Origin of the sequence: uncultured Zhongshania sp., assembly GCF_963975605.1 — a bacterium.
Taxonomy (GTDB): domain Bacteria; phylum Pseudomonadota; class Gammaproteobacteria; order Pseudomonadales; family Spongiibacteraceae; genus Spongiibacter; species Spongiibacter aquimaris.
In genome coordinates, this window is sequence record NZ_CAXBHN010000002.1 from 191,861 (window position 1) to 217,209 (window position 25,349).

At 49.3% G+C, this 25,349-nt stretch carries 22 protein-coding genes; 12 read left to right on the plus strand and 10 right to left on the minus strand.

The features are described from left to right. Positions 1 to 46: 46 nt before the first annotated feature. The 3 genes from folD to AAC007_RS03230 are packed head-to-tail and all read left to right on the plus strand — an operon-like array spanning position 47 to position 1,907. Positions 47 to 892 (plus strand): bifunctional methylenetetrahydrofolate dehydrogenase/methenyltetrahydrofolate cyclohydrolase FolD, encoded by an 846-nt coding sequence (gene folD / locus AAC007_RS03220; protein ID WP_296435260.1) that lies wholly within the window; start codon positions 47 to 49, stop codon positions 890 to 892. A gap of 14 nt (positions 893 to 906) precedes the next feature. Continuing rightward, positions 907 to 1,554 (plus strand): DUF374 domain-containing protein, encoded by a 648-nt coding sequence (locus AAC007_RS03225; protein ID WP_295871969.1) that lies wholly within the window; start codon positions 907 to 909, stop codon positions 1,552 to 1,554. Further along, positions 1,551 to 1,907: a VanZ family protein gene (locus tag AAC007_RS03230; protein ID WP_339674584.1), complete on the plus strand. Its 357-nt coding sequence runs from the start codon at positions 1,551 to 1,553 to the stop codon at positions 1,905 to 1,907. Before AAC007_RS03225 ends, AAC007_RS03230 begins: the two co-directional genes overlap by 4 nt. A 2-nt stretch (positions 1,908 to 1,909) precedes the next feature. Here AAC007_RS03230 and AAC007_RS03235 read toward each other — a convergent pair whose 3' ends face one another. The 3 genes from AAC007_RS03235 to AAC007_RS03245 form a co-directional block, all read right to left on the minus strand. Then, positions 1,910 to 2,617, minus strand: coding sequence for a hypothetical protein (locus AAC007_RS03235; RefSeq protein ID WP_339674586.1), 708 nt, complete (start codon positions 2,615 to 2,617; stop codon positions 1,910 to 1,912). Between the two features lie 56 nt (positions 2,618 to 2,673). Continuing rightward, positions 2,674 to 4,077 carry a cysteine--tRNA ligase gene (cysS, locus tag AAC007_RS03240; protein WP_339674587.1) on the minus strand — a complete coding sequence of 468 codons (1,404 nt, stop codon included), beginning with the start codon at positions 4,075 to 4,077 and terminating at the stop codon, positions 2,674 to 2,676. Positions 4,078 to 4,261: 184 nt separating this feature from the next. Then, positions 4,262 to 5,941 (minus strand): glutamine--tRNA ligase/YqeY domain fusion protein, encoded by a 1,680-nt coding sequence (locus tag AAC007_RS03245; RefSeq protein ID WP_339674589.1) that lies wholly within the window; start codon positions 5,939 to 5,941, stop codon positions 4,262 to 4,264. A gap of 161 nt (positions 5,942 to 6,102) precedes the next feature. Here AAC007_RS03245 and AAC007_RS03250 point away from each other — a divergent pair, with 161 nt between their 5' ends. The 7 genes from AAC007_RS03250 to AAC007_RS03280 all read left to right on the plus strand — a co-directional run bounded on the left by AAC007_RS03250 (position 6,103) and on the right by AAC007_RS03280 (position 12,823). Continuing rightward, positions 6,103 to 6,597, plus strand: a complete 495-nt coding sequence (locus AAC007_RS03250; protein WP_295871960.1) for a peptidylprolyl isomerase — start codon at positions 6,103 to 6,105, stop codon at positions 6,595 to 6,597. 7 nt (positions 6,598 to 6,604) lie between these two features. Then, positions 6,605 to 7,333: a UDP-2,3-diacylglucosamine diphosphatase gene (locus AAC007_RS03255; RefSeq protein ID WP_339674590.1), complete on the plus strand. Its 729-nt coding sequence runs from the start codon at positions 6,605 to 6,607 to the stop codon at positions 7,331 to 7,333. A gap of 298 nt (positions 7,334 to 7,631) precedes the next feature. Further along, the gene (locus tag AAC007_RS03260; protein ID WP_339674825.1) at positions 7,632 to 8,996 is read left to right on the plus strand and encodes a CmpA/NrtA family ABC transporter substrate-binding protein; all 1,365 of its coding nucleotides are present in this window, start codon (positions 7,632 to 7,634) and stop codon (positions 8,994 to 8,996) included. 40 nt (positions 8,997 to 9,036) lie between these two features. Then, a complete protein-coding gene (locus AAC007_RS03265) occupies positions 9,037 to 10,056 on the plus strand; it encodes an ABC transporter permease (RefSeq protein ID WP_295871957.1) in 1,020 nt (339 codons plus the stop codon). Positions 10,057 to 10,066: 10 nt separating this feature from the next. Continuing rightward, positions 10,067 to 10,945 (plus strand): ABC transporter ATP-binding protein, encoded by an 879-nt coding sequence (locus tag AAC007_RS03270; protein ID WP_295871955.1) that lies wholly within the window; start codon positions 10,067 to 10,069, stop codon positions 10,943 to 10,945. Between the two features lies 1 nt (position 10,946). Continuing rightward, positions 10,947 to 12,245 carry a CmpA/NrtA family ABC transporter substrate-binding protein gene (locus AAC007_RS03275; protein WP_295871953.1) on the plus strand — a complete coding sequence of 433 codons (1,299 nt, stop codon included), beginning with the start codon at positions 10,947 to 10,949 and terminating at the stop codon, positions 12,243 to 12,245. A gap of 8 nt (positions 12,246 to 12,253) precedes the next feature. Further along, the gene (locus tag AAC007_RS03280) at positions 12,254 to 12,823 is read left to right on the plus strand and encodes an ANTAR domain-containing protein (protein WP_339674591.1); all 570 of its coding nucleotides are present in this window, start codon (positions 12,254 to 12,256) and stop codon (positions 12,821 to 12,823) included. 22 nt (positions 12,824 to 12,845) lie between these two features. Here AAC007_RS03280 and AAC007_RS03285 read toward each other — a convergent pair whose 3' ends face one another. Both AAC007_RS03285 and AAC007_RS03290 read right to left on the minus strand, forming a co-directional pair. After that, a complete protein-coding gene (locus AAC007_RS03285) occupies positions 12,846 to 13,454 on the minus strand; it encodes a tRNA-(ms[2]io[6]A)-hydroxylase (RefSeq protein WP_339674592.1) in 609 nt (202 codons plus the stop codon). 89 nt (positions 13,455 to 13,543) lie between these two features. Continuing rightward, positions 13,544 to 14,011 (minus strand): DUF1289 domain-containing protein, encoded by a 468-nt coding sequence (locus AAC007_RS03290; protein ID WP_339674593.1) that lies wholly within the window; start codon positions 14,009 to 14,011, stop codon positions 13,544 to 13,546. A 206-nt stretch (positions 14,012 to 14,217) separates the two neighbouring features. Between AAC007_RS03290 and acnB the strand changes: the two genes are divergently transcribed. After that, positions 14,218 to 16,845, plus strand: coding sequence for a bifunctional aconitate hydratase 2/2-methylisocitrate dehydratase (gene acnB / locus AAC007_RS03295; protein WP_339674594.1), 2,628 nt, complete (start codon positions 14,218 to 14,220; stop codon positions 16,843 to 16,845). Positions 16,846 to 17,077: 232 nt separating this feature from the next. Here acnB and AAC007_RS03300 read toward each other — a convergent pair whose 3' ends face one another. The 3 genes from AAC007_RS03300 to AAC007_RS03310 all read right to left on the minus strand — a co-directional run bounded on the left by AAC007_RS03300 (position 17,078) and on the right by AAC007_RS03310 (position 21,794). Then, entirely contained in the window at positions 17,078 to 17,434 is a 357-nt protein-coding gene (locus AAC007_RS03300) for a YibL family ribosome-associated protein (RefSeq protein WP_339674595.1), read from the minus strand. 211 nt (positions 17,435 to 17,645) lie between these two features. After that, complete coding sequence (locus AAC007_RS03305) at positions 17,646 to 20,708, minus strand: efflux RND transporter permease subunit (RefSeq protein ID WP_339674596.1); 3,063 nt, start codon at positions 20,706 to 20,708, stop codon at positions 17,646 to 17,648. 18 nt (positions 20,709 to 20,726) lie between these two features. Beyond that, the gene (locus tag AAC007_RS03310) at positions 20,727 to 21,794 is read right to left on the minus strand and encodes an efflux RND transporter periplasmic adaptor subunit (RefSeq protein ID WP_339674598.1); all 1,068 of its coding nucleotides are present in this window, start codon (positions 21,792 to 21,794) and stop codon (positions 20,727 to 20,729) included. A gap of 139 nt (positions 21,795 to 21,933) precedes the next feature. Between AAC007_RS03310 and AAC007_RS03315 the strand changes: the two genes are divergently transcribed. Beyond that, positions 21,934 to 22,545, plus strand: coding sequence for a TetR/AcrR family transcriptional regulator (locus AAC007_RS03315; RefSeq protein WP_339674599.1), 612 nt, complete (start codon positions 21,934 to 21,936; stop codon positions 22,543 to 22,545). 81 nt (positions 22,546 to 22,626) lie between these two features. Here AAC007_RS03315 and AAC007_RS03320 read toward each other — a convergent pair whose 3' ends face one another. Together AAC007_RS03320 and AAC007_RS03325 are read right to left on the minus strand one after the other, a co-directional pair. Continuing rightward, positions 22,627 to 23,154: a mechanosensitive ion channel domain-containing protein gene (locus tag AAC007_RS03320; protein ID WP_295871929.1), complete on the minus strand. Its 528-nt coding sequence runs from the start codon at positions 23,152 to 23,154 to the stop codon at positions 22,627 to 22,629. A gap of 1 nt (position 23,155) precedes the next feature. Then, on the minus strand, positions 23,156 to 25,147 hold the full coding sequence (locus AAC007_RS03325) for a DUF3488 and transglutaminase-like domain-containing protein (RefSeq protein WP_339674601.1): 1,992 nt from the start codon (positions 25,145 to 25,147) through the stop codon (positions 23,156 to 23,158). Positions 25,148 to 25,349: the final 202 nt, after the last annotated feature.

The following is a 25,349-nucleotide window of genomic DNA, read 5'->3' on the forward strand; positions in this document are numbered from 1 at the left end:
AATAACATCCTAATTTAAATCACCTTTTTATGCGAGACCTATCTGAATGACGGCGTTGATTTTAGACGGTAAAACACTGGCTGCAAGCTGGGAAGAACAACTCACAAACCGCGTAACGGCGCTAAAAAGCCGTTCAAACGGCCGCACCCCCATACTCGCGACAATTTTGGTTGGCGATGACCCCGCCTCCGCTACTTACGTCAAGATGAAGGGCAATGCCTGTCGACGCGTAGGCATGGATTCACTGGCAGTGGAAATGCCCGGATCGACCACCACAGAGCAGTTGCTGACCAAAATTGACGAGTTAAATAGCGATCCCAATGTTCACGGCATTTTGCTACAACACCCTGTTCCAGAACAAATAGACGAGCGCGCTTGTTTCGATGCGATTGCTCTTCACAAAGATGTCGACGGCGTGACCTGCCTCGGCTTTGGCCGCATGGCAATGGGCGAAGAAGCTTATGGCTGCGCCACCCCCAAGGGCATTATGCGCATATTAGAGCACTATAAGATTGGGATCGAAGGCAAGCATGCTGTTGTAGTCGGTCGTAGCGCCATTCTCGGCAAGCCAATGGCCATGATGCTACTTGAGGCCAATGCCACTGTGACTATCTGCCACTCACGCACGCAAAACCTACCAGCCTTGATAAAGCAGGCGGATATTTTAGTCGGCGCAGTGGGTAAACCTGAATTTATCAAAGCGGAATGGATTAAAGACGGCGCGGTTGTTGTCGATGCCGGCTACCATCCGGGCGGCGTCGGCGATATTGAGCTTGCACCTCTAGTCGATCGGGTTAGTGCTTACACTCCTGTACCAGGCGGGGTTGGCCCCATGACGATCAATACTCTGATATTCCAAAGCGTGGACTCCGGCGAAAAAGCCATCGCCTAACACGGACAAGCATCATGGCTAGGGTAAACAAACCACCCAAAAAAATAGGACCCGCGCAGAAGTTTGCGCGGCTGCTGCTTAGCGGTATTCTGCAGATCTTCTTCTGGGTAATGAATACTCTGCGCTTTAAAGGCCAGCTGGCGTTAGAACAACCCTGTGTGATGGCGGTTTATCACGACGAACTCCTCCCCATTATTCACAGATATAAAAACCAGAATATCGCCGCAATAGCCTCACAAAATCATTTCGGCTACTCAATAGCAATGGTGATGGAACGCTACACCTACGAAGTCGCCCTCGGTTCGCCGAGCCGGGGCGGCAAAGACGCCTTTGTGCAGCTACTTAAAGCGGCGAGAAAAGGCAAAACCGTCGCCTTCGCCGTCGATGGCTCTCGCGGCCCCCGTCATGAAATGAAAGCCGGCGCAGTCGTGTTAGCCATGCGGGCAAAGGTGCCGCTCTACCTCATCCGAGCGGAATATCAAGGCTGGAGAATTGAGTCAACTTGGGACAAATCTAAATTCCCGAAACCCTTTGGTAACGTGACCTTGCACAGCGAGCGCTTTCCACTAGAAGACTTTGACGGCCAAGACATTGAACACATTGTTAGCGCCGCAGAAAAGAGATTAGCGGCCCTGTTACCGGATGATTATCAGGCAAAATGACAGTCACCGGAAACACGCTCAGACTCATGCCCGTTCTGAGCTTCGCGCTTTTCATCGCTTATTTTTCAATAGTCCCCTCAGCGGCGATGCCAGACCTAAACCTGTGGGACAAGCTTCAGCACTTTGGCGCCTACCTGGTGTTTGTCTTATTGACCTACCCGCTGACGCTTAAACGTCACCATTTACACCTTGCCGTCATTGCAATTTGTGCCTACGGCGGTCTACTGGAGATAGCGCAAGCCTATTCACCAGGTCGCTATGCGTCGATATTAGATTTCCTTGCAAATAGTCTGGGCGCTATTTTCGGCCTACTGTTACTCAGACTTTGTCCGCCAATCAAACAGCTCGGATAAGACTAAGATTCACTCGGGCTATAAAGCAGCAAAGCCGCAGCGAGACTAGCAAGCCTGCGCCGCTCAACTGGGGATAATTTGCTATCGATCCACACACCGCCTTCGTTCATCACCTGAATTGCCGCAAGCTGCAGGCCATCGCGATAAACGAGATAGCCTACAATCTTACCCACAGGCCAAGCGCTGCCTTCTAGCTCATCAGTGCCAAGCACTTCGTATACCGGCATCGCCTCTTTGCCGGAGAATAAATAGCCGCGTAAGTGTTCGTCGTTAGCCGACATCACCAGCTTCCAAGCAACGGTTTCGCCCCACTCTAACAACGAGCAATTCAGAAAGGATTCGGCATCAACGATCCACTTGGCGTCGCCGCCGAGCACGCCGCGAAGATTCACATGGTCGCTGTCTTCTCCACTTTTGCAATCAAGCTGAGCAACGTTTTCGACGCCATCAGAAAATGAAAAGCGATATGCACCGGCTTGACGGACACTTTCAAAATCGCCAATTTCGAGCGTGCTAGTCTTGTCCCAATCGCGGTCTACCTTGCCAGTGACAAAAGACGCAAAACCGAGACGCTGATTAATCAACCAGCCTTGCCGGCCAGTAACAGGAAAATAATCTGCCGTCGCCAAGAAGCCACCATCTAACAATAGGTTTGGCGTGGTGCACCCGACGAGTACTGCAAACATCCATAGAAGAATACTTTTTTTCACCGCAACGCCCTACCCAACCAATAATTAATTTGAACAGCCTTTGCGACGAGGCGCCTTTATTCACGGCGCCAAGTAGTGCCCTCGCGGCTGTCTTCCAAAATGACACCCTGCGCTTTTAAGGAATCGCGAATTTCATCTGCACGAGCAAATTGCCGATCTTTCTTGGCTTGCACGCGCTCTGCAATTAACGCCTCAATAGCGTCAGCCGCTAACTGATCACCGCTACCCGCCTGTAAAAACTCATCGGCTGATAACTGTAAAATGCCGAGCAAGGCCGCCATGGATTTTAAATTGCTAGCCAAACACGCAACACGTTCAGTTTCGAGTGCTTCTTTTGCACTATTTAACTCTCTTACCATATCGTAAAGCACCGCCAAGGCGACGGGTGCATTAAAATCGTCTGCCATAGCGGCATCAAATCGATTAACGTAAACATCGTCTTTATCTAGCTCTGCATAAGGTCGCGCGATGACAACACCCAATCCTTTAAAGGCGTGATAAAAGCGCTCCAGGTTTTGCTTGGCAATAAGTAAATTATCTTCTGAATAATTAATAGCGCTGCGGTAGTGGCTGGAAATAAGAAAATAACGCACCACTTCCGGATGATAGCGATCGAGAATTTCACGAATGGTGAAAAAATTCCCCAGCGATTTCGACATTTTCTCATTATCGACCCGCACCGCGCCGGCATGCATCCACGTCTGCGCGTAACGCTGACCTGTTGCCGCTTCAGACTGCGCTATCTCGTTTTCATGATGCGGGAAAACCAAATCCGGCCCACCACCATGTATGTCAAAGGTATTTCCTAAGCAGCAAGTAGACATGGCTGAACATTCTATATGCCAGCCCGGGCGGCCCTTCCCCCAAGGCGACGGCCAGCTCACACCATCGTCTTTAACCGCTTTCCACAACGCAAAGTCACGGGGGTCATCTTTAGCTTCATCGACCGCAATACGCGCGCCAGATAACAACTCATCCGGGTTTTTACCCGATAACTTTCCGTAGTCAACAAATGCAGTGACCCGATAATACACATCGCCATTTGCAGCGGTATAGGCGAAGCCCTTTTCTATCAATGTGGCGATCATAGTTAAGATATCAGCGATATGAGCGGTCGCTCTGGGCTCCATATCTGGCGGCATAATATCCAGCCGCGCGGCATCTTCGTGCATGGCCTTAATAAAACGCTCAGTTAACGCTTCAAAGGGCTCATTATTTTCATCCGCCCTGCGCAATATTTTGTCGTCGATATCAGTGATATTGCGCACGTAGTTGACGGCAAAACCCTTGCCACGCAAATACCGTGTAATGACGTCAAACGCCACCAACACCCGCGCATGTCCGAGATGACAGAAGTCGTATACCGTCATACCGCAGACGTACATATTAATCTTGCCGTCCTGCAGGGGCACAAGAGGCTGCTTGCTGCGGCTGAGGGTGTTGTAGATTTGAATCGTCATAATTGATCGCTTAATGCTGGACGGGGGACGGGAGATGCAACGTCAAAATCAACCCAAGCCCGTTATAAAAATTTGATTATATCCATCAGCTGCCAGGCTTCAGACTCGAAGCGGGAAAACAGCTTTTGCGTCTCCCCTCTCCGGTCTAGCATCTAGCGCCATCGCTTTCGACAGACATCCGACCTCAGACGTCCGACTCCTTACCCCACGTATCACGAAGGGCAATCGTGCGGTTAAATACCGGCGCACCGCTTGTGTGCTCAAGCTTGTCGGCAACAAAATAGCCCGTTCGCTCAAATTGAAAACTCGCCTCTGGCGCCGCGTCGGCAAGGCTCGGTTCAATCCAACAATGCTCAATGATGCTCAATGACGCTGGATTAACATGATCAAGAAACTCTTCCCCGCCTCTATCTGGCGACTCATGAGTAAATAGACGGTCATATAAACGCACTGTCGCCTGCTTACCGTGACTTGCCGATACCCAGTGAATAACGCCTTTTGGCTTTATACCGTCTTCTGGGTCAGCACCGTGGGTTGCCGCATCGTAGCTGCAATGCACTTCTACAATATTACCGGCAGCGTCTTTAACAACGGATTCAGCCAACAGTACATAAGCACTGCGCAAACGCACTTTTTTACCTAATACCAAACGTTTGAATTTTTTATTGGCCTCCTCGCGGAAGTCTTCGCGCTCTATATAAACTTCGCGACTGAAAGGCAGGCTGCGCTCACCCAAATCATCACGATTGGGGTGACCCGGCGCATTTAACCACTCGACTTTGTCGTCGGGATAGTTAGTAATAATAATTTTAAGCGGGTCCATTACGCACATGGCGCGCGGTGCATTTTTATCAAGATCATCTCGGATTGCGTGTTCGAGCATGGCGACATCTACCACACCTTCACTGCGTGCAACACCAACCATATCGCAGAAATTTCTGAGCGCAGCCGCCGTAAATCCGCGGCGGCGCATTCCCGCGATAGTCGGCATTCGGGGATCATCCCAACCGTCTACCACGCTCTCATCAACCAGCATTTTTAATTTACGCTTGCTGGTCACGGTGTAATTTACATTCAAACGCGCAAACTCATACTGCTTGGGCTGCGCTGGCACTGGCAAATTGGCGATAAACCACTCATATAAAGGACGGTGATCTTCAAACTCCAAGGTACAGATTGAATGCGTAATGCCTTCCAGCGCATCTGACTGGCCGTGGGTAAAGTCGTATGTCGGATAAATACACCATTTATCACCAGTCTGGTGATGACTCACCTTGCGAATACGGTAAATGATAGGGTCGCGAAGGTTGATATTTGGCGCTGCCATATCAATTTTAGCGCGCAGCACCCTGCTGCCCTCATCGAATTCGCCATTGCGCATACCGTCAAACAAGGCGAGGTTCTCTTCCACGCTGCGGTCGCGATACGGGCTATTTTTACCGGCTTCGGTCAAGGTGCCTCGGTACTCGCGAGCCTGATCCGCACTTAAGTCGCACACATACGCGTTTCCGTTGCGAACCAAATGCAGTGCGTAGTCGTACAAGGTGTCGAAGTAATCCGATGCATAGCGAATCGGACCCGACCACTCAAACCCCAACCAGCGGATATCTTCTTGAATAGCATCTATATAGGCCTGCTCTTCTTTTGCTGGGTTGGTGTCGTCAAAACGCAGATGGCAGCGCCCGCCAAACTGCTTGGCAAGACCAAAGTTCAGGCAGATCGATTTAGCGTGCCCGATATGTAAAAAACCATTTGGCTCTGGTGGAAAGCGCGTGACGAGTTCACCGCTCAAACGACCCGAGGCGATGTCTTCCTTTACGATAGTACGTAGAAAATTATTGCCGGATACTGCATTGTCAGTCATTGATGGGTTCCAAATGTCCAAAATCGGCGAATTACTGTAAACCGCCGAGGCCGCAGGAATCTGCACGCGATAAACACAAAGGTTTAGCGCCGGTTTCGCCCCGCAGCCAAAAGCCGTATTATAGCGGCTTTAATTTCCGGTTATAAGCGAGATCAGCGTAAATGATTATCTTCACTACAAATTTCGGCGACATTAAGGTTGAGTTGGACTTCGAAAATGCGCCGAAAACCTCAGAAAACTTTAAACAGTATGTGGTTGACGGCTATTACGACGGTACTATTTTTCACCGCGTAATCGATGGCTTTATGCTGCAAGGTGGCGGTTTTGAGCCCGGCATGAAACAAAAAACAACCCGTGCCCCTATCGAAAATGAAGCGGATAACGGCTTAAAAAATGATGTAGGCACCCTCTCTATGGCCCGTACATCTGACCCCCACTCAGCCAGTTCACAATTCTTTGTTAACGTGAAGAACAACGACTTCCTGAACCACAGCAGCAAAACCATGCAAGGCTGGGGATACGCTGTTTTCGCTAAAGTCGTTGACGGTATGGACGTTGTAAACCAAATCAAAGGCGTTAAAACCACTAGCGCAGCCGGCCATCAAGACGTGCCCGCAGAAGATGTGATTATTGAAAAAGCGGTTTGGGTAGACTGATATCGCTATGAGCACTTTATTTATCTCAGACCTCCATCTGGATGAATCGCGCCCGGAAATCACCCGGGCGTTTTTTTCGTTTTTAAAAACCACCGCCAGCGATGCCAGCGACCTCTATATCCTTGGGGATTTTTTTGAAAGCTGGGTCGGTGATGACGACGAATCACCATTTGTTAACTCGGTAAAGCAAGCCCTCAAAGATTTTACCGATCGCGGCGCGTCACTCTATTTTATGCACGGCAATCGCGATTTTTTAATCGGCGATACATTTTGTCGCGACGTCAGCGCCGAACTTCTCCCCGACCCAAGCGTTATCTCCCTAGCGGGAGAACAAACCTTATTAATGCACGGCGACAGTTTATGTACTGATGACCAGGACTATATGCAATTCAGGAAAATGGCGCGAGACCCTCTCTGGCAGCAAGATGCGCTCAGCAAATCCCTTGCGGAACGCCGTGCGATAGCCAAACACATGCGTATGGTAAGCGGCGAATCAAATAGCAATAAAGCCACAGATATAATGGATGTGAATGCGTCTGCAGTTAACGCCGAAATGGCGAAACACCGCTGCACAAGACTAATCCACGGACACACGCATCGCCCTAATCGTCACTCGATTACCACCACTAAAGAAATCACAGAGCGCATTGTCCTCGGCGACTGGGATCACCAGCTGTGGTATTTAAAAGTAGACAACAACGAAATCAGCTTAAATTCCGCATCTATCGTAAGCTAACCCCCGCCCCAAAGAGAGATCGCACCAATTTGAGGCGATCTTGTGCAAGTGAAATAGCGCACCACACCCAAAATCCGCCTCAGAGCGGTGCACGAACTCCCTTCACCAATAGGCAAAAAGTTACGATAAGACTATGATATTAATAAACTTATGTCTTATGGCATAGCTATTGCTATTAACTCCTCAGAACGTTCTACGCCCCTTGCAACGAGCATATGTTCGACATGCATAGAACCGATGGCAAGCATCAATGCTGATCACATCGATGCCTGGCATTAACTACTTTGGAGACGAACCGATGCCTCGGTATCACAGCCTGTTTACCCGCACCTTAAGCGCAATCGCATTAACAACAAGTTGCCTTGCCATAGCGGCAGAACCGGAGAAAGAAGAGCTAAAATTTGGCTTTATTAAGTTAACAGACATGGCTCCGCTGGCTGTCGCTTATGAAAAAGGCTACTTCGAAGACGAAGGCCTGTATGTGTCTCTCGAGGCGCAAGCGAACTGGAAAGTGCTGCTTGACCGCGTAATAGACGGTGAATTGGACGGCGCTCACATGCTAGCGGGACAACCGCTGGGTGCCACCATTGGCTTTGGCACCCAAGCACATATCATCACTGCCTTTAGCATGGATTTAAACGGCAATGGCATCACCGTCTCCAATAACGTTTGGACGGAGATGAAGAAGAATATTCCGATGCAAGCTGACGGCAAACCCGTTCACCCCATTAAGGCTGACGCCTTAAAGCCTGTTATCGACAAATATAAAAGTGAAGGTAAGCCTTTCAAAATGGGTATGGTATTCCCTGTCTCAACTCACAACTATGAATTGCGTTATTGGCTAGCAGCTGGCGGCATTCATCCCGGCTACTACGCGCCGCTGAAAGGTGACACCAGCGGCACTATCGACGCAGAGGCCTTACTGTCGGTCACCCCGCCGCCACAGATGCCTGCCACCTTAGAAGCCGGCACTATTCACGGCTACTGCGTAGGAGAGCCTTGGAACCAGCAAGCCGTGTTTAAAGGCATTGGGGTACCGGTTATTACCGACTACGAGATTTGGAAAAACAATCCCGAAAAAGTGTTTGGTGTTAGTAATGAATGGGCGGAAAAATACCCCAACACTCACATTGCGGTCGTCAAAGCGATGATTCGCGCCGCAAAATGGCTGGACGACAACAACAACGCCAATCGCCCAGAGGCAGTAAAAATTCTATCAAAGTCGAGCTACGTTGGTGCCGACTACGATGTGATCGCCAACTCTATGACAGGCACATTTGAATACGAAAAAGGCGACAAACGCGAAGTCCCCGATTTCAACGTGTTCTTCCGGCACAACGCGACTTACCCCTACTACTCGGATGCCATTTGGTACTTAACCCAGATGCGCCGCTGGGGGCAGATTGCCGAACACAAGCCTGACAGCTGGTATATGGACATCGCCAAGAAAGTGTATCGCCCTGATATCTATCGACAAGCTGCTGAAGAGCTAATTGCAGAAGGTAAAGTCAGCGCCAGCGAATTCCCAAACTTCGCATCTGAAACTGGTTACAAACCACCGCAATCAGAGTTCATAGACAACATCACCTACGACGGTCGCAAGCCCAATGAGTACATCAGCAAATTTAGCATCGGCTTAAAAGCTAAAGATCTACTGAAGTAATCATCCTGCCCCGCCGCGGCGGGGCAATTTTGGAGCACATATGTTGAAACAAAATACCCTACATTATTTGAGTGTGGCGGGCTTTCGCTGGATGGTGCCGGTAATAAAACTCGCCTTCTGGGAAAACCCTCGCGAACAAGGGCAAGAAATCGTTAGATTAATTGCATTACCGCTATTTGCCATTCTCGTTTTTTTAGCAATCTGGTCCACTGCCGCCTCAAAAATCGATACCAGCCTCGGTACCTTTCCAGGGCCAGGCGTTGTCGCATCAGCCGCTAGTGGCTTATATCAGGAACATTTAGCGGAACGAGAAAAAGCCGAGGCGTTTTACCAGCGACAAGAGGACCGCAACAAAGTCAAATTAGCAAAAAACCCCGACGCAGAAGTTAAAATTCGTGACTACACCGGCAAACCCACCTACTTCGATCAAATTTTTACAAGTTTAATTACTGTCTTCACGGGCTTTCTAGTGGCGTCTATTATCGCGATTCCCATCGGGATAGCCTGCGGTCTCAGCCCACTGCTCAATACCGCGATAGCACCAATTATCCAAATATTAAAACCGGTGTCGCCACTGGCATGGTTACCGCTGGTTACCATGGTTGTCAGCGCTGTTTACGTAAGTGATGATCCCGCGTTTTCCAAATCGTTTATCAACTCGGCGATTACCGTCACGCTGTGCTGTATGTGGCCAACTCTCATTAATACTGCCGTTGGCGTTGCCAATATTGATAAAGACCTCATCAATGTCGGCCGAGTCATTCAACTTGGCTGGTTTACTCAGGTAACGAAAATCGCCATACCAGCCGCACTACCAATGATATTTACCGGCCTTCGAATTTCACTGGGCATTGGCTGGATGGTTCTCATCGCAGCTGAAATGCTCGCTCAGAATCCAGGGCTGGGAAAGTTTGTTTGGGATGAATTCCAAAATGGCAGCTCCGAATCCCTCGCCCGCATAATGGTCGCTGTTGTGACTATCGGCTTTATTGGCTTTGTACTGGACTCGTTCATGCATACGCTCCACAAAATGATAGCCCACGACGACGCTGGCGCTTAAGGAGTACGACATGTCTACCTATTTAGATATTTCACAAATCAGTATCGACTTCCCCACCAAAACAGGCCCCTTTAGAGCATTAGAAAAAGTTGACCTTAAAATAGCCAGAGGGGAATTCATATCACTTATCGGCCACTCGGGCTGTGGCAAATCAACCGTACTAAATATTGTCGCCGGCCTTTATCAAGCTACCGAAGGCGCTGTTGTTTTGGAGTCTAAAGAAGTTAACCAACCTGGCCCAGATCGTGCAGTAGTGTTCCAAAATCATTCATTATTCCCATGGTTAACGGTTTACCAAAATGTCGAATTGGCGGTCAAGCAAGTGTTTAAGGGCAGAAAGTCCAAGGCTGAAATACGACATTGGGTTGAGTACAATTTAGGCTTAGTACAAATGTCACACGCCAGCCACAAGCTGCCTGGAGAAATCTCTGGCGGAATGAAACAACGAGTCGGGATTGCCCGGGCACTGGCGATGGAGCCCAAAGTACTGCTTATGGACGAGCCTTTTGGAGCACTAGACGCACTTACGCGAGCACATTTACAAGACGCCCTAATGGAAATTCAAGCCGAATTGAACAATACCGTTATTCTGATCACTCACGACGTCGACGAAGCCGTTTTGCTATCTGATCGAATTGTGATGATGACCAACGGCCCTGCCGCTACTGTGGGGGAGATACTCAGCATTGATTTACCGCGTCCAAGAGAGCGATTAGCGTTAGCAGACAACGTAGATTACAACCACTACCGCGCAGCAGTACTGACATTCCTGCACCAAAAGCAGGCGAAGTCAGATCACAAAACGAGCACAAAAAAGCCGCATGAATTACGGCTAGCCGACACCAACAAACCAGCAGAAGTAGCGTTTAAAAAAGCAACAGGAGCTTAAAATGCCCACAATCAATAATAAAAATGGTATTCGCTTGGAAAAAACTGACATTAGTCTCGGCTTTATTCCGTTAACCGATTGCGCACCGCTGGTAATCGCTCTCGAAAAAGGCTATTTCCGCAACGAAGGACTGAATGTAACCCTCTCTAGGGAAGCATCTTGGGCGGGCATTCGCGACAAAGTAGGTCTAGGCATACTCGACGGCGCACAAATGCTCGCCTCTATTCCTGTCGCCTCCCGCCTAGGTGTTGGCGGGCCAAGAATAGATATGATCAGCGCCATGGTGCTGGACTTGAATGGCAATGCCATCACTGTCAATAATGACCTCTACGACCACCTATTTAGCGTTGATCCGCGCAGCGAGTTCAGCCCATTGATTGCCGCCCAGGCACTGCAATGCGTCGTTGAAGAAAATAAACGCGCCAAGCGGCCAAAATTACGTTTCGGTGTGGTTTACCCCTGCTCCACCCAAAGTTATGAACTGCGCTACTGGTTAGCTAGTGCCGGTATCGACCCCGATAGAGACATCGAAATTGTGGTCATTCCGCCCTCAAAAATGGTAACCGCCATGACCGACGGAGATATACACGGATTTTGTGTCGGAGAACCTTGGAACACCTTAGCGGTGCAACAACAACTTGGTCACGTGGTGGCTACAAAATACCAACTTTGGAATAACAGTCCTGAAAAAGTGTTTGCGGTTAGTGAGAGTTGGTCGAATGAAAACCCCGCCACTCACCAGGCTATTTTACGAGCTCTAATCAAAGCGTGTATTTGGCTCGATAAAAAAGAGAACCGTAAAACCGCAGCAAAAATGATCAGCCAAGCACCCTATATCGCCCTACCCGAAGAAACCGTCGCGCTTTCCCTTATGGGTTTATCCTTAAAGCATTTTGGGCAGATGCCAGAAAAGGTTGACGATTTCCATGTATTCCACCGGTACTCAGCAAACTTTCCATGGCTCAACCATGCCGAGTGGTTTATCTCCCAAATGTACCGCTGGGGCCAGCTAACGACACCGATTAACATCGAGGAGACCGTTGCCGCCGTATATAAACCATCGCTATTCCGCATCGCTGCCGAAGCCGTTGGTTTAGAAAGCCCCAGCATAGACAGAAAAACCGAAGGCAATTTACATGAGAAAAACTTGCTGATGAAGTCGCTGCAAATAGGCCCCAATCAATTTTTAGATGGCCAGGTAATTAGTGTCGGCGGCATTATTAAATACCTGGAACAACAAAGCCTATCCAAGGCCGACATCCCCGCGCTGCGACTTATTAACGTGCAAAAAGAGGCCTGAAGGCGCAAATGAAAGTACTACTGATTGATATTGATGATAGCCGCGCGAATAAAATTGACTCTATTTTGGCATCGGCCGGTATCGAGTTAATCAATTTCAACAATCAACATGCCGACATCTATCACATTGTGGGTGAAATGCACCCGGAAATCATTTTAGTCGATACCAACTCAGCTAACCGAGACACACTTGAGCACCTGGCGCAGCTCAACAAAGAATATCCCCGCACAGTAATTAAACTTGGTAATAATCGCTCGGAAAGTATTAATCGACTTGCGGCTGACGCGGGAATCAGCATTTACGCCATAGACAATATGCCGCCGCGTTTACTGCAGTCACTTATCGATATTACCTTGAGCTTTTTCCACAGCATTGATCGCTTGCGGGCTGAGGTGCTGGCACTGAAACCTGAAATAGATGCGCGCCAAATTTTAAACAGTGCCAAGAAGTTCATCGTTGACACGTATGGCCTTACCGACGAGCAAGCCACCGACCTACTCAACAAGAACGCCAATCGCCAAGGGCGCTCTATTACTGATGTTGCTCGCCAGCTAATGGAAACGGGGTCTTTTGTCTAACAAAATATAGCCGCGAGCAAACTTAAGCTGCCAAGGGCCCGCTATGAAAACGAAATAACTCGTCAGCGGTTTCAATCAACTCTTGTTCTTTTTGTTTAAACACCGCAATTCGCGGCGCAATATCTTCGGTAGCGTAGCGCTCGGCCAAATTCAAATAGTCTTTAAAGTGGCGGCTTTCAGATTTTAATAAGGAGTAATAAAAGGCGCTTAACTCGGTATCTAACAGCGGTGCTATGCGGGCAAATCGCTCGCACGAGCGCGCCTCAATTAAGGCGCCAATAATTAAAATATCGATGAGCTTATGCGGCTCACTGGTCCGCGCCTCAGCTCGTAAACCGTTGGCATAGCGTGCCGACGATAAATGCCGATATTCAATACCGCGCTTTTTCATAATGGCCATCACTTGTTCAAAGTGCCGCAGTTCTTCGCGCGCGAGCTTAGACATGCGATTCATTAAATCGGGCTTATCGACATAGCGAAAAATCAAATTTAATGCAGTACCCGCTGCTTTTTTTTCACAATTGGCATGATCAATCAGCATTTCTTCGGGGTGAGCCAAGGCGGCGTCAACCCATCCCTGCGGGGTTTCACAGGGCAAAAACGCTAAAATTTCGCTAATATCAACTGACATCGAAGTGTATCCGGCTTAATAAAACCGGCGCAGTATACCAAAATCCGACGCGGGATCAGAACCGAGTAGCGCTAGCGTCACCAAAAGAACTACTTCTCGGCGTGAAGATACATCCCTATATACCGCTGATAATGCGCTTCCGAAAGAAGATAAAACTCTTTATCTATCATGTCTCGCAGCTGTAAGAGGGGCACATCCCGATACTGCGAATCAAGTACAAAGCCAAACTGCGCAGGGTCGCTAATCTGGCCAGCGCCGGCCCGGAGTAACTGGAACAGCCAAATATATGGGCTCTTATGAGCTGGATAGCGAACCCGCTGAACCTGACACTGCCACTGCAAAATACGGGTATCGCGAATACTTAATTTATTCGACATCACCTGTATTAGGAAACCATCCAGGCGTTCATCAATAATCTGCTTTTGCTGATCGGTATAACTATTCCAGTCGATTACCTCGTGACTATATCGTTTGCAGCCGCGGCACACATCATCGCCCAGCGCGGTAGAACAGACGCCGGTACAGGGTGTAATGACACGGGGAATAGCGGTCGACAAATTTGGCTCCAATTTTGACAGCAGGCTTAGGCGCAAAGAGTAAGCTACCCTCAAAGCACAGGCAAGCGCGCTTATTCACTTAACCTATGTAGGGTTTTTCAGTATACTTGCAGCCCCCTATTTCGCATCGATGATGGGCATCGATAGCCCCGGCCCCGGCGATCCCGGTGGATACGGGTACCGAAACTGAAAAGAGGAGTTACACTGTGCTCGAAGCATATCGGAAACACGTCGACGAACGCGCCGCGCAAGGCATTGTTCCCCAGCCACTCAACGCTGAACAAGTCGCGGGCCTAATCGAGTTGCTCAAAAATCCGCCTGCTGGCGAAGAAGCAACCCTTGTTGACCTGATCTCCAACCGTGTACCACCAGGCGTTGACGAAGCCGCCTATGTTAAAGCAGGTTTCCTCGCCGCTCTGGTAAAAGACGAAGCAAGCAGCCCGCTAATCAGCAAAGAAGTTGCCGTTAAGCTCTTAGGCAATATGCACGGCGGCTACAACATTATCACCTTGGTAGAACTCCTCGACCACGCTGATTTAGCTAAACTCGCCGCCAAAGAGCTCAAGCACACCCTGCTGATGTTTGATGCCTTCCACGATGTAGAAGAAAAATCGAAAGCCGGAAATGCACTGGCGAAAGAAGTTATCCAAAGCTGGGCCGATGCTGAGTGGTTCACGAATCGCCCCGAAGTACCGGAAAGCATCGTTAATACCGTTTTTAAAGTCACCGGCGAAACCAATACCGATGACTTATCACCAGCACCAGACGCATGGTCACGCCCAGACATCCCGCTGCACGCATTGGCGATGTTCAAAATGGAACGCGACGGCATCAAGCCAGACGTCCAAGGCAGTGTTGGCCCACTAACGCTAATCAAAGAGCTAGAGAAAAAAGGCCACCCTATCTCCTTTGTCGGCGATGTTGTCGGTACGGGTTCTTCGCGTAAATCAGCAACCAACTCGGTACTGTGGTTCTTCGGTGACGATATGCCTGGCGTACCTAACAAGCGCTCTGGTGGTGTTTGTATCGGCAGTAAAGTGGCACCGATCTTCTACAACACCATGGAAGACGCTGGTGCATTGGTTTTCGAAGCTCCGGTTGACGACCTAAGCATGGGCGACGTCATTGAAATCCGCCCATACGACGGCGTGATCAAAAATGTTGAAACAGGCGCGACGCTGAGTACCTTCGAACTGAAGTCGCCTGTACTGTTAGACGAAGTTCGCGCTGGCGGCCGTATCAACCTGATTATCGGTCGCGGCCTAACGGCTAAAGCTCGCGAATCACTAGGTCTTCCTACCTCTACCCTGTTCCGTCTGCCAGAGCAGCCCGTCGACACAGGTAAAGGCTACACCCTAGCGCAAAAAATGGTTGGTCGCGCTTGCGGTTTACCAGAAGGCGAAGGCATTCGTCCAGGCACGTACTGCGAACCCAAAATGACCACGGTAGGATCGCAAGATACTACTGGCCCAATGACCCGCGACGAATTGAAAGATCTGGCCTGCCTAGGCTTCTCTGCCGATTTGACCATGCAGTCATTCTGCCATACCGCGGCCTACCCCAAGCCAATCGATATCGACACCCAGCACAATCTGCCTGACTTCATCATGACCCGTGGCGGTGTATCGCTGCGCCCAGGCGACGGCATCATCCACAGCTGGCTGAACCGTATGCTGCTGCCTGACACGGTCGGTACCGGTGGCGACTCACACACTCGCTTCCCCATGGGTATCTCTTTCCCGGCGGGTTCTGGTCTAGTTGCCTTCGCTGCTGCTACCGGTGTTATGCCACTGGATATGCCTGAATCTGTATTGGTTCGCTTTAAAGGCAAAATGCAGCCCGGTATTACCCTGCGCGATTTGGTTCACGCCATTCCTTACCAAGCCATTAAAGAAGGTCATCTGACCGTTGAGAAAAAGGGCAAGAAGAACATCTTCTCTGGCCGTATTCTCGAAATCGAAGGCTTGGCCGGTTTGACCGTTGAGCAGGCATTTGAATTGTCTGACGCCTCAGCGGAACGTTCTGCCGCCGGCTGTACCATCAAACAAGGCATTCCAGAGATTTCTGAATACCTGCGTTCGAACATCACCCTCCTTCGCTGGATGGTGAGCGAAGGCTACGGCGACAAGCGTACCCTAGAGCGTCGCGCCGCCAATATGGAAGCGTGGCTGGCGAACCCAAGCCTGCTCGAAGGCGATGCCGATGCCGAGTACGCAGCGGTTATTGAAATCGATCTAGACCAGCTAAAAGAGCCCGTTGTGTGCTGCCCTAACGACCCAGATGATGCGAAACTGCTGTCTGAAGTTGCTGGCGACAAAGTTGACGAAGTCTTCATTGGTAGCTGCATGACCAACATCGGCCACTTCCGCGCTGCAGGTAAACTGCTCGACGCCAACAAAGGCAGCTTGTCCACCCGTTTGTGGTTATCACCACCAACGAAAATGGACCAGCACACCCTAATGGAAGAAGGTTATTACAATATCTTCGGCGCATCTGGCGCACGTATGGAAATGCCTGGCTGCTCATTGTGCATGGGTAACCAAGCTCGTGTTGCCGACGGCTCAACCGTACTGTCTACCTCTACGCGTAACTTCCCCAACCGTCTCGGTAACGGCGCCAATGTCTACCTAACCTCTGCTGAACTAGCATCGGTTGGCGCGATCCTTGGCCGCCTGCCAACGCCGGCAGAGTATATGGAATACTGCAAAGATTTGGATGCCATGTCTGGCGAGATTTATCGCTACATGAACTTCGATCAGATTGCCTCCTTCCAAAAAGGTGCGGAAGAAGGCAAGCGTATTGCATCGGTAGAAATTACAGAAGTAACTATGTAAGTGCGACGCAAGTCTTTGACTTAAGTCGTTAAAAGGAAGCCGCCTTCGGGCGGCTTTTTTACGTCTGCGATTTATGTAAACTTAAACCACTAGGAAAAAAAGATGCATTTCTAAAGGATCGAACGATAAACACGCCAGCTAAACCTCATGTGTATTTTAAAAAAGCCTACTAAACAAACATAAAACGCAGCCCTAAAAAATACTCAAAACGTCATTATTATCTTGGCAGTTGTTAGAATGACTTAGGTGCGTAACCGGTAACTTCCGTTATGCCCATCTCCTTACCTAAAGCTGTCAAAGGATGAACAACGATAAGGCCGCGTACAGACTTTTTAAACTTGCCCATATCGGCCTGTTCGACTTTAGTAAGCACTCGATTAAAAGCCAGCGCCTTCAAAGCTTCAACCTGAGCAGAATTATTACGACTCTGCATACCTTTGATACTGGCGATCTTCTTGTTCACTGTTGCCAGCTCACGTTTAAACTGAAGAACCAGAGGCTGATTATCCTTGGCCTTCGCGTCATCTAATTTCCGTCGAAGAAGGTCTAGTTTATTGTTTAACTGCTGGATATCTTTGTTTAAATTCATTGTCCGCTCTCATTCAATTTTTACATGACACAGTGAACGCTCTTTCGACATGTATCACTAATGGCGGCAGTATAACAATATCCAGGAAACAAACGGCGATAAAGCACCGAGGTTATCGTAACGTTCGCCCATGTAACTAAGGAGCCTAGCCGAAAAAGTTCGATATCGGTGCTAGAAATGCAAACCAGTACTTACACGGTTGAGAACCAAACTAACTGGCATCGGCACCCGATCTTTGCGGCAAATACTTCAGCACGTAAGGCTTTCGCAGCACCAAAAACGCGGCGGGCACAAAGAACAATGACAAAATGGTGGTTAACACCGTACCGCCTGCGAGTACCACGGCAAACGGCGGCCAAAAGCCGCCGCCTGACAAAATCAAAGGAATCAGTCCTGCAACGGTGGTAATTGTTGTCGAACTAATATGCTTCGTGCACACCGACACAATATCTACAATCTCTGCCTTATCGCCAGCCATAGCTAAAGGCGACGCTTTAAGTTCGGTCAAGATCACAATGGCTGCGTTCACTGCCAGCCCCATCAAGCCCATCAAACCGATAATTGCTGTAAAGCCAAAAGGATACTGGCCAAGCCACAAACTTAGCATTCCCATTCCCGCCGACTGAAACGCGACCGCAAATACCAAGGCCGATAATCGAAAGGAGTCAAACGCCATCACCACGGTAACTATGAGCAGAACAAAAATGATACCAACGCTGCCCATGAGGTTACCAACTGCCTCATTACGGCTTTCCGATTCACCACCAATTTCGAGTGTGTAGCCCGTTGGCACTTCAAAATTTTCCTCCGCTAATCGGACTTTTATGCGATCCAGCACCTCTGAGGGGAGTACATCATCTCGAATAAATATCCCCACCATATTTACCCGCCGGCCATCGCGTCGAGATATTTTAGCCTGCGCGGGCCGCAACTCCACATTGGCCAGAGCTGACAACGGCCTTGGGCCCGATGGCAGTGCCAGTGGAAAGGTCATCAATCTATCGATACTGGTGGCTTTCACATCAGCACCGGACACACGCACTGGTAACTGCTGAGTACCGTCCAACATACTACTGCTCACCACGCCATCAATACTCGCCGCGAGTAAGGATGACACATCTTTCAGCCCAACTTGGCTCCGCTGAGCTTCACTCTCATCAATATCCAACCACACTTTCGGCACTACTTGACCAAGCGTGTCCTGCACGTGAACAACACCTTCGGTCTCCTGTGCGATTCGACGCAGCTCATCACCCATGGATTTTAAGCGCGGTAAACTGCTGCCATACAAACGGAGCTCGACCGGCGCATTGGCCGGTGGCCCTTGAGAGAGACGCTGCACGATAATTTGATAATCGGGAAAGGCCTCATCCAGCTCCCCCTGCAATACGGCGATTAAGCGGTTGGCCTGCGCAAAGTCCACCATCGTCATCATACTCTGCGCGTAGTTAGATGCGCCGTCTTTGGTATTGGTCAAATTGTAATAAAACGACAATGCACTGCGGCCGATAAACCAGTGCAAGGAAGTCACTTCCGGGTGGCGATTTATCACTTCAGCCACTTGCTCTGTCGCCCGCCGCGTATGCTCAATACTACTGCCAGCTGGCAGGTAAATTTCGAGGTTTATCATGTCGCGGTCCGACGGCGGGAAAAACTGTTCTGGCAGGGTTTGAATGGTAATAAAGCCCAGCACAGGTAATATGCAAGCCACCATCATCATCCGTCGAGGACGGAGTAACACCCACGACAATAACCGACGAAACCAACTATTTAAACGCGGAGCAGCTATTCCGCTTGCCTGATTATTTGACAGCCATTTCCCTGCCACGGGCGCGATAATGAAGAGGGAAATCACCCAAGAACCAAGCAGTGAAAATATAACCGCGCGAGCTAATGGACCTATAAATTCACCTGCTGGTCCCGGCATAAGGACCACCGGCATAAAGGTTAATATCGTTGTTAACGTTGACCCAAGTAAAGGAACCCATAGATGACGGAGTGCTTTTGTCGCTGCTGCTACAGCGGAATAGCCATCACGGCGATATCGCATTACGGTATCAGCAACGACAATCGCATTGTCTACCATGATCCCCAAAGCCACTATCAGACCTGTCACCGACATCTGATGGATAGGTAGGTCCGTCATCCTCATACAAGCCAGAGAAAACAGCATCGTCAATGGTAAGGACAGGGCGACAATCACAGCTGATCGCCAACCTAGGGTGACAAGTAGGATCGCGAAAATGAACGCAAAACCGAGCAAGATATTATTTACTAAATCACCCAAACGCACATCGTTATAGCGCTCTTGAACAAAAAGTTCTTTTAGTTTGATCTCATCCGGCAATGTTGTCGCAAAATTAGCGACCTCTGCTTGCAGTGCGGCGGTCCAGCGATCACCCCGCATATCAGGCAACATCCGAGACCCAATTGCGATGGCACGCTCGCCACTCACTATTGCCATATCTCTGGGGACATCTGGCTGCCCATGGTAAACCTGAGCAATATCCTGCAGCTGAAGGGATCCGCCACCAGGAAAGGTCAATATTGGGGTGCGCTTAATGCGCTCAACGGCATCAAACCCGCCAATTAACTCAATAGAGATACGCTGCTGGTCATTGGTCAGCTCGCCGGCCGCCGTTTTCGCGTCACTGTCACGCAGTATTGCTGCGATTCTGGGTACATCCAAGCCAACTGCCGCTGCCTTAACAACATCCACTTTGACTTGTACTTCTTCTGCTGGGGCACCAACAATCTCCACAATGTCGGTACCGGTTAAGTTTCTTAACCTGCTCGCCAACTCATCGGAGTAACGACCCAAGCGCAATAAATCTGCTGACCCGCTTCCCTCCCACATTAACGCGCCAATCCACGTAAACGCCGAGTGGCGGTCGGTGTCTAAATACGGCTCGCCCGCGCCATCAGGGAGTTGACGTGCAGTCTGTTGAATTTTGTCTCTTAACTCAGCCCAGAGTTGATCCCCATCCTCCTGCAATACAGCATCTTCTAGCTGCACAACAATCACAGACACACCACCACTAGAATGGGCGGTGATATGAAGCACCTCAGGCACCGTACGAATAGCATTTTCAAGTGGTTCAGCAATCAGGCTTTCCACCCGTTCTGCGCTGGCGCCGGGAAAGGGCGTCACTAGTATTGCGTGACGATTTACAAGGTGGGGATCCTCAAGTCGCGGCAAACTGGCCACAGCAGCAAGACCAGCCACCAGTATCAAGGCGATCAGAAGCGCAACCATGCGAGGATTAGTCAGCATTTTAGAGATCATATCGAATTACTCAGCCGCCAGGCTGACATGCAGCCCCGGCGAAAGGCCGTGTAGACCTGCCGTAACCACCCGATCGCCGGTCTGTAACTCACCATCGACATAGACCCGACCTTGGTATTGAAAAACCGGCTGCACCGAACGCTTTCTTAATTGATACAAACCGTCATCTGCGGGAGCGAGAAAATAGACCGCCCAGGTTCCCCGAACGTCTTCTAACAGAGCCGACAATGGCAGCCAAAATCCGGCAACCTGCCGCTTTTCAGGGAAGTGCAAATAGGTAGTATTGCCATCAACCGCAGACGTCTCGGGCGGTAATTGAACCCGCACCGTACGTGTCTGAGTTCGCCAGTCTAAATTTTGAGCTACGGAAATGACAGATACCGGCCACCGGCCAAAGTCACCAGAAATCACTAACTGTTGACCATAGCTAAGATTTCGACCTAAACGATCGGAGATACCAAACACCGCCTCGGTACTGCCAGTAACAACTAACTGCATCAAGGGCTGTCCGGCGCTGACCAACACGCCCTCTTCTAAATTCTGAGTAGATACCTCGCCGCTAAAGGGTGCCGTCATCCGAGACTTTTTCATTCGCAAGTCCACACCTCTCAGACGGGCATCAACCTGTGACAACTGAGCCTCGGTCGCACTACGCCGAGAAGTTAATTCATCAAGCTGGCCTGCCGATACGTAGCCACTCTCACGCAAATTACGAAACCGAATAACGTCTTTCTCTAATTGCTCTAATCTCGCGCTAACTTCTTGTTGCGCGGCAAGCAATTCTGACTTTTCTATTTCTAAAGATCGAGTATCAAGGCGCGCAAGAACGTCCCCTGCCTTTACTTGTTGGCCGTCTTCCACCGAGACCTCGGCAACTTTCCCGTCGAGCTCAAAGCCAATATCAGCCCGCTGACTGCCCACTACTCTGCCTGCAAATAAGCGCTGTGCCTCGTACGCCGGTAGCCGCTCTATTACTGCGCTACTAACACGATGAACGGTGATTTCAGCGAGTGCGCCGGGTGGCGTGAGCCAAGCTGTCGCGAAAAAACACGCCAACATAATAAAACGCTGCATAAACAAAACTCGATATAGTGTGAACCGCTCGAATATAAATAAACCATACTAGACTGTCTAGTCTATTTTAGATAAATTAGTATTACAGTTCAGCAACATCCGTCGTCGCGCAACATATTGAAAGAAGGCAAACAACACCGTGCAAGAAAAACGCGTTAGACTAAAAAGCGAAGAAAAGCGTAATCAGATTATTGACGCTGCAGGAGCGCTATTCATCGTGAATGGCTTTGAAAAAGTCAGCATGGAGGAAATCGCCAAATCAGCGGGCGTATCAAAGCAAACGGTGTACAGCCATTTTGGAAATAAACAGCAATTATTTACCGCCGCCATTGACTGTAAATGTGAAGAATACGACCTTGCGCCCAACAAAATACCAAGCGCAATGCACTGCGAAGAATACTTGCGTTTTTTTTGCACTCACCTCGCCGCCCTACTCATAAGTGACGATGCAATCGGTATGTTTAGGGTTTGTGTCGCCGAAGCCGGACGTTCAGAAGTGAGCGACTTATATTGGCAGGCAGGACCTCAAAAAATAAGAAGCCAGCTCAACGCCTATTTAGCGGAGCAAAACAAATTATCAACTTTAAAAATCGACGATATTGACACGGCGGCAAGCCAACTTATCGCCATGGTGGTATGTGAGTCTCAATTTCGCAGCCTACTTGGGTTAGAAAAGCTAAAATCAGATTCCGATCTACATCTCTACGCGGAAAAGTGTGCAGAAATGTTTTACAAATCCTACCGAGCATAGCAAGGCACAGGTTAGGTTATCGGAGTTGCCACCACAGCACTACAGAGGGGCTCACACCGAGTATCAATAAGCCGTTAATGATTAACACTTATCTTCGCTGAAAGCTTCAACCTCAGTATTTTTAGAACCGTTTAGTTGAATCACAGCCTTTTGTAGAATAATACTATTTGGGTAAGTTACTGTGCTGCCGTCATCTCGGCGAATCAGCACATGAAACAGCGCTATTTCCACAATTTTGCCGCTAATATCATCATCCTTATCGACAACTTTGATTCGATCGCCGATACGATAAGGGAAGGCAAAAAAGATAATCACACCTGCCGTAATATTGCTGAGAATCGACCATTGCGCTACGAGAGCAATACCCAACACAGCCAAAAAAGACGACATAAATATAAAGACTTGTTGATAGCCCAAGCCAAAAAGAAAACAAGTGAAAATAAAGCCCATCAGTAAAAAACCGATGTTCACCGCTTTTCTCACATAGCCCAAACGCAGTGCAGATATTCGATTTTTATTTGCAAACTGCAGCAGTATACCGGTCACAATTCGATTTAAATAAATCATTAGCGCAACAACAACGACAACAAGTACTACTTTGGTAATCACTTCACTCACCCTCTAATGCTTTAATAGCTGACTTGTCCAACCATTTTCGCGGACGTCGATATGTTTTCAACTTTCGCAAACTCCGCTGATAATTTTCACCACCAGCCGAAGAATAACTACACTCACTAAATAAACGTGTTTGCACCGCCAGCCATTCATACCAAACGGGATATTCAAACATCACTCTGCGTAAAAAATCCTCGGGGGTTTCGCCAGCCAATCTTGGAACACCCCGTCTCGCCAACGCCCTGCAGCTCGCCAAGTAATATCGCGCAGCCAAATCCTCACTCTGCCTCGTAGGTAGGCGCAAACTAAAAAAGGCGACAATCGCTAACGGTAAACCACCCACTAGCATAACCGCAATCAACATACGCTGGGGACTAATTTCCCCAAGCACTCCCCGCAAAAAATTGTTTTGGATATTGCTGTCAAAATTCAACACCCATCGAGCCCAAGCATAATTCATATTATCGACAAAATAACGCAGGCGAGTGGCCCACTCAAATCGTCTTAGCGACATCGGTGAGTCTTGTAAATAGCCGCTCTGTCTACTCAATAGTGCTTCTGCACCGAGGCGTATACGAGAAGGGGCGACTGTCGCCGTAGGGTCAACTCTCACCCACCCTTCGTCCTCGTACCAAACCTCAGCCCATGCATGAGCGTCAGATTGATGCACCAGTAAATAGCCATCGCGCTTATTGAACTCACCGCCGTGATAACCCACTACAATCCGTGCAGGCACACCCGCTGCTCGCATTAAATAGACAAAGCTGCCAGCAAAATGCTCGCAATAGCCCTGCTGAGTATTGAACAAAAACTCATCAACGTTATTTTGTCCCAATAGCGGCGGAGTCAGGGTGTACACAAAGGGAGTTGCTTTATAGAACGCAATCGCGGCACTCACTCGATCCCTTGGCTCTAAAAATTTTTCTTGCCATTGCGCAGCTAAAGCACGCGCTTGAGAATTTTCTGAACGACTGCCCAGCTGTAAATTTTGACGCTGACCGCCCGAGTCATCCATAAGCGGCTGATCAAAATTACTCTTAGCAGAATATTCTACGCGACCGTTAATAGGCTTTTTACTCAGCCACTGGTGCTGAGCTGAATAGTAAACGTCGTCGCGATCAATCTTGCCTAGTGGTAAGACGTAAAACCACTGGTGTAAGGCAGATTCCAGGGTCACTGTGTAAGATACAAAAGGTTCTGAAAGAGCAGCTTGCGAGATTTTATTTCGGGCTGACCATGTATTTCGACTCCAGCGTCGACCATCAAACTCATCAAGAACCAATCCACGCCAATACAGCGATGCTAGATCCGGCAGCTCACCGTCAAAACGAACTCGAAAAGCCAACTCGCCAGACTGGCTTAATTTTGCGATGTCACCAAATTCTAAGGAGTCTGACATACCGACTTTGCCCTGCCCTCCGGGCAATGGCATTGTCCAGAGCGGCCCGATGCGCGGAAAAATCACAAATAGGAGTAACATCAACGGCAGAGATTGCAGTGCCATCAGCCCTACCGATCGCAACATCGTAGTGACTGCTGTTTTATCTCGATTCATAGTTTGCTGAGCACCGAGTAAGGCCGCGACCTGCAGCAAACTGAGTAAGACATCAATTATTTGCTGGGAAAATAGCAAATTGCAGGCAACTACAAAATAACTGAGCATAAGCACTAGCCAGTGATCTCGCTCGGTTTTGAGTTCCAGCAACTTTAAAATGACAGCGAGGACAAGTATTGCCACCATCGCCTCAATGGCAAAAAGCGACGCAAACGAAAAATAAACACCGACGATGGCTGCGAGAGCCAACAAGCCTTTCACCGCACCTATGGGGAACGACCACCCCGCCGAAATTATCCGCCAATACCACCACGCTGACGCCACCCACACGGCAATAATCCACAGCGGCAGTACCGCAACTAAAGGAAGTATCGCCAATAATTGTGCGAGCAATAACCAGACAACAGCATGACGGTTTTCAGCTGCGTTCATGACCTCTGCCTCGTTCTAGTTAAGGTCTTCACGCTAGTGTCCCTTAACATAAGTTCGTCGATTCTCAGCGTCTCCCGTATGCCTTGTGCCAAGGCGCGCTCGCCGGTAAGGGTGCCACCCTTTTCAAGGCGTGCAATGCCGCCCACAAGGCACACGGGAGGCGCCCTGCGGGAATGATCAATCAGCCCCGCTACTGCGTTGC

What these genes read in the sequence shown, in the direction of transcription:
- cysS (WP_339674587.1), bottom strand. Translation starts at nt 4,077, where the DNA reads ATGACGATTCAAATCTACAACACCCTCAGCCGCAGCAAGCAGCCTCTT.
- AAC007_RS03255 (WP_339674590.1), top strand. Translation starts at nt 6,605, where the DNA reads ATGAGCACTTTATTTATCTCAGACCTCCATCTGGATGAATCGCGCCCG.
- AAC007_RS03280 (WP_339674591.1), top strand. Translation starts at nt 12,254, where the DNA reads ATGAAAGTACTACTGATTGATATTGATGATAGCCGCGCGAATAAAATT.
- AAC007_RS03275 (WP_295871953.1), top strand. Translation starts at nt 10,947, where the DNA reads ATGCCCACAATCAATAATAAAAATGGTATTCGCTTGGAAAAAACTGAC.
- AAC007_RS03260 (WP_339674825.1), top strand. Translation starts at nt 7,632, where the DNA reads ATGCCTCGGTATCACAGCCTGTTTACCCGCACCTTAAGCGCAATCGCA.
- AAC007_RS03230 (WP_339674584.1), top strand. Translation starts at nt 1,551, where the DNA reads ATGACAGTCACCGGAAACACGCTCAGACTCATGCCCGTTCTGAGCTTC.
- AAC007_RS03265 (WP_295871957.1), top strand. Translation starts at nt 9,037, where the DNA reads ATGTTGAAACAAAATACCCTACATTATTTGAGTGTGGCGGGCTTTCGC.
- AAC007_RS03325 (WP_339674601.1), bottom strand. Translation starts at nt 25,147, where the DNA reads ATGAACGCAGCTGAAAACCGTCATGCTGTTGTCTGGTTATTGCTCGCA.
- AAC007_RS03225 (WP_295871969.1), top strand. Translation starts at nt 907, where the DNA reads ATGGCTAGGGTAAACAAACCACCCAAAAAAATAGGACCCGCGCAGAAG.
- AAC007_RS03305 (WP_339674596.1), bottom strand. Translation starts at nt 20,708, where the DNA reads ATGCTGACTAATCCTCGCATGGTTGCGCTTCTGATCGCCTTGATACTG.
- AAC007_RS03270 (WP_295871955.1), top strand. Translation starts at nt 10,067, where the DNA reads ATGTCTACCTATTTAGATATTTCACAAATCAGTATCGACTTCCCCACC.
- AAC007_RS03250 (WP_295871960.1), top strand. Translation starts at nt 6,103, where the DNA reads ATGATTATCTTCACTACAAATTTCGGCGACATTAAGGTTGAGTTGGAC.
- AAC007_RS03245 (WP_339674589.1), bottom strand. Translation starts at nt 5,941, where the DNA reads ATGACTGACAATGCAGTATCCGGCAATAATTTTCTACGTACTATCGTA.
- AAC007_RS03300 (WP_339674595.1), bottom strand. Translation starts at nt 17,434, where the DNA reads ATGAATTTAAACAAAGATATCCAGCAGTTAAACAATAAACTAGACCTT.
- AAC007_RS03285 (WP_339674592.1), bottom strand. Translation starts at nt 13,454, where the DNA reads ATGTCAGTTGATATTAGCGAAATTTTAGCGTTTTTGCCCTGTGAAACC.
- folD (WP_296435260.1), top strand. Translation starts at nt 47, where the DNA reads ATGACGGCGTTGATTTTAGACGGTAAAACACTGGCTGCAAGCTGGGAA.
- AAC007_RS03310 (WP_339674598.1), bottom strand. Translation starts at nt 21,794, where the DNA reads ATGCAGCGTTTTATTATGTTGGCGTGTTTTTTCGCGACAGCTTGGCTC.